The organism is Arcicella sp. (assembly GCF_964672035.1).
On sequence record NZ_CBABQS010000163.1, the window covers coordinates 1 to 3782 of the forward strand.

Annotated in this window: 5 protein-coding genes; 4 read left to right on the plus strand and 1 reads right to left on the minus strand. The window is 33.2% G+C overall.

All coding sequences use genetic code 11. The annotated features are described in order from the left end of the window. Nucleotides 1–147 precede the first annotated feature (147 nt). The 3 genes from AC1W31_RS20780 to AC1W31_RS20790 all read left to right on the plus strand — a co-directional run bounded on the left by AC1W31_RS20780 (nt 148) and on the right by AC1W31_RS20790 (nt 1896). A complete protein-coding gene (locus AC1W31_RS20780; RefSeq protein ID WP_481736419.1) occupies nt 148–753 on the plus strand; it encodes a hypothetical protein in 606 nt (201 codons plus the stop codon). A 215-nt stretch (nt 754–968) separates the two neighbouring features. Then, nucleotides 969–1172 (plus strand): hypothetical protein, encoded by a 204-nt coding sequence (locus AC1W31_RS20785; RefSeq protein ID WP_481736420.1) that lies wholly within the window; start codon nt 969–971, stop codon nt 1170–1172. A 472-nt stretch (nt 1173–1644) separates the two neighbouring features. Further along, nucleotides 1645–1896 carry a hypothetical protein gene (locus tag AC1W31_RS20790; protein WP_481736421.1) on the plus strand — a complete coding sequence of 84 codons (252 nt, stop codon included), beginning with the start codon at nt 1645–1647 and terminating at the stop codon, nt 1894–1896. Nucleotides 1897–2630: 734 nt separating this feature from the next. On the opposite strand, the gene AC1W31_RS20795 is transcribed toward AC1W31_RS20790, so the two are convergent. After that, nucleotides 2631–3242 (minus strand): recombinase family protein, encoded by a 612-nt coding sequence (locus tag AC1W31_RS20795; protein ID WP_481736422.1) that lies wholly within the window; start codon nt 3240–3242, stop codon nt 2631–2633. Between the two features lie 285 nt (nt 3243–3527). Here AC1W31_RS20795 and AC1W31_RS20800 point away from each other — a divergent pair. Further along, nucleotides 3528–3782 (plus strand): DUF4158 domain-containing protein (locus tag AC1W31_RS20800; RefSeq protein WP_481736423.1); only part of this gene is annotated, 255 nt, incomplete at its 3' end.

Below are 3782 nucleotides of genomic sequence, written 5' to 3' on the forward strand. Positions count from 1 at the left end.
CAAAAGCAATATTTAAACAAAAGAGAGGTCAGTCAGAAATTTAAAGATAATATCAAAAATTATGTTACTTTCGATGATAAAAGACCTAAATGGAACTACCTAATAAAAGGTAGAGATTGACCAACTTATTATTTACTCGTTACTAAGATGATTTTTTTCTTATTTGTCTCTGGATTATTCTGTTGTAATTCAAGGCAAAAAATTGAAAATTCAGAAAAGAAAATCACTGATATTCTTTCAGAATTGAAGAAAAATAGGGCTGAAATTGATACAGTTTTTAAAAGAAAAGATAAGAAATATCAAACATCTGGATATGCAAAATTTTCTGATAAATATGTAAAAATGGAAGACAATATGGATTTTCCAGAAGATGCAGACTTAGTTATTTTTTTCTTAAAAGATAAAAATAATCATATAATTTTCATTCAGGAGCAATCAGAATCAGAAGATGGAAATTCTGAGATTAGATATTACTTTGATACCAATGGTTTATTATTTTCAAGTAACATAAATAGCTTCCATTTTGAAAACCCTTGTAAAGATAACAAGATAAAAGACCTAACTTATGTACAGAATATATATTTTAATAGTGCTAAGGTGATAAATAGAGAAGAGTATTTAGTAACCGATAATAAAATTAAAATGAAATTAAATGAATGTACTTTTAATGGTAATACTGAATACAAAGAGTATAAAAGTATAAATATTTTCAAAAGTCAAAACCAAAAATTATTTTCTTTACTTTTTAAGTGAATTATTTTCCGTATGCGACTAAAATAGTTTGGCATTTTTTAGGATATTTTCATTACTAATTGACTCGTTTATACGGTGGTTTACTGGTACAAATCAAGTGTACCAGTAAACACCACAAAACCCATATTTCTCTTATCTCAAAAACTTATACCAAAAATCAAAGTCTCCGAAACGAAGCAAAAGCGAGTATCTGAGACAAAAATAATTCACCGCCCATGAAGTTCTACGAAAACCAAAGTAAGCCAGATAGACTTATCCTAAACCAACGGACAAAATCGTACATACCGATAAGTTACATTATGCTCTTGAAAGGGAAGGCAAATTATACGATATTTATTTTGAGAGACGGGAGGGAAAAAGTAGTAGAGCATACGTTAAAATACTTTGAGAGTTTTTTACAAACCTACGGCTTCCAGTGAGTGCATCGTGGGAGTATGATAAATCCAAATTTTGTAAAATCGTACAACGAAACATCAAAAATAATCACGCTTACCAATGAAATGAGTGTTCAAATATCAAGAAGAAAGAGAGATAATTTTTTGATTAATTTACGGGAAAAAAGTATTAAATTTGAGGAGCAAAAAGAGGGCTTAAAAGGATAAATCCTTGCAAAAGCCCTCTGAGCTATGGCGGTGGCACGTAGGGGTGTACTTTTGCAGGGATTTAATCGAAGCGTTTACCAAACTATTTACCAAACTAAACGCTAAAAATTATGATAAAAGTCGAACATATCAATATAATTGCATAAAATACTTTACCAAGAAAACAGATAACACATAGTTACTTACAAATAATTGAGTAAATATAAAGAAAATAGGTGTAGAACTATTAGTTAAGATTGCCCTTATGGCTTCCGTTTGGGCAACTTTTTGACCAAAAACTCACAAGCAAATGACCAAAGAATTTGTCAATACGTTAATCCGAAAAGCGAAAAAAAACGAAGAGCGGCTTTTAGTAAAAAGCATAAATCCAGAAGAGAAATTATGCCAAGAAGCCCTCCATCAAATGGGCGATAATATTCTCAATTACAGCGCAGGTCGAATGACGGAAATAGAGCGGACTTTATTTGAATTTAAGTTGCGAGGCGACCGCCAATTAAGTATGAAATACAAACGATACCAAGCCAGTTTACGAAAGTCATAAATTCAGGAAAAAGTACCTTTTAAAAAGCTACAGGGCAAAATAAGGCGTGACATCCCCCAACAGAGAGTAAAACAGCAAAGTTTAAACAAATGAACCTTATTTTAAACAGGTAAGACAGAAATGAAAACTAAATTTTTAGTTTAAAAACCGCAACAAACCGTACACACACCCAAAAACACAAAATCTCAAAACGCACAAAAACAGGCTTATAATCGCTTAAAAATGAATGAAGTATCTAACGATAGCTTAATACCTCTAAAACTGTCTTAAAACGAAAAATAAAAGCAAAAAATATAATCTCCTTTCGTACTCCCCTCCCATCCATTAGCAAAAAGCCTCGTTACTACCATTATTTTTAGTAATTTTTTAGTTTAAATTTTAATGTACGCTCCTCTAAGAATTGATGACTTGCATGAAAGACAGTTGCTTACAAGTTATAGCTCACTTAATTAAAAAAAGTCAATAATGTCCTACGACCTGTGTAGAAATTTTTGATTTGAATAAAAGTAGTTTCAGAAGACTGTCAGACCTTAGAAATCAGAAAGAAGCCCCTGAGAATCGTGTAGAATCCACAATGACCAACAGAAAAATTCTGCGAGACTTGCGACGATTTTTGTACGTTCTTTTAATACTTAACTTGGGTAAAATTAAAAGAACGTACATAAATCGTCGCGGGTCTGGCAGATTTTTTCTTCTTGATAATTGTTTAGGCTAAACGATTCTCAGGCGGTTCATTAGCTTCTTTTTTGGATATATTCTTTGAGTGACAGATATTTTCCGTATCCTAAATGGGTTTTAATGATGGTATTGAGTGGAACGCCTAATTTATGTAATTGAAAAATCTTCTCTTTATCTTGATCATAAATGGATTTTTGTACGACACCTTTAGGCTTACCCAACTTGATTCCCATTTCTTTTCTTGCCCTGAGTCCTTCTTTGGTTCTTTCCGAAATAAAATCCCTTTCAAGCTCCGCTACCATTGAAAATATAGTGAGCAAAACTTTATTGGTCATGTCGTGCTGATTGCTGGGGTCAAGATGTAAATTTTGTTTGATGAGAATAAGTTTACACCTTTTTACTTGAATCAACTCTTCAATTATCTGCAAAACTTCTTTGATTGATCGCCCCAAACGGGAAAGTTCGGAAACAATAACGGTATCTTGGGCGGAGACCTTATCCAGTAATTCGGTAATTTTTCTTTTTTCAGCAGATTTTCGAGAAGAGACTTCTACCTCAATCCATTCATCAACAATCATTTTTCGCTCGACCACATAACGAGCAATCAGGCTCTTTTGACCATCGGCAGATTGGTCAGCCGTCGAGGTGCGAATGTATCCTAAAACCATATTTTTTATGCTATTTTGTAAAAAGGTATTTTAGTGCCGTAAAGATGTAAAATAATACTGGTATTATGCGTACCTTTTAAGCATAATCTCTCAGCTTCTTTAACGCTCGTTATCTCCAATGGCAAGAAAGGAATATTTATCATCCAATGAACGATCTCGTTTTGATTCCCCACCTCAATTGGAGAACATTCGTATCTTGATTGAAATACCAATTTGGGCGGAGAACTATTTAAAAACTTTATTCACCTCTACCAATAAAGTGGGCGACCGACGCTCGGCTTTATTCTGCAAATGGGTTATTTTCGAGTTACGACTCGTTTTTTTAATCCCAACTTATTTTACGAACATGACATCAGTTTAGTGGTCGAGAAATTCAAATTAGATCCGAATGATATTAGTATGATTGACTATGCCCACAGTCGAACCAGTTATCGCCACCAAGAGGAAATTCTTAGAGAATTTAGTATCGCCGCTTTCAGTACGGAGTATCAAGCCTTGTTATATCAAGAAGCAAAACGGCTCACTTATCTACAAACTAAG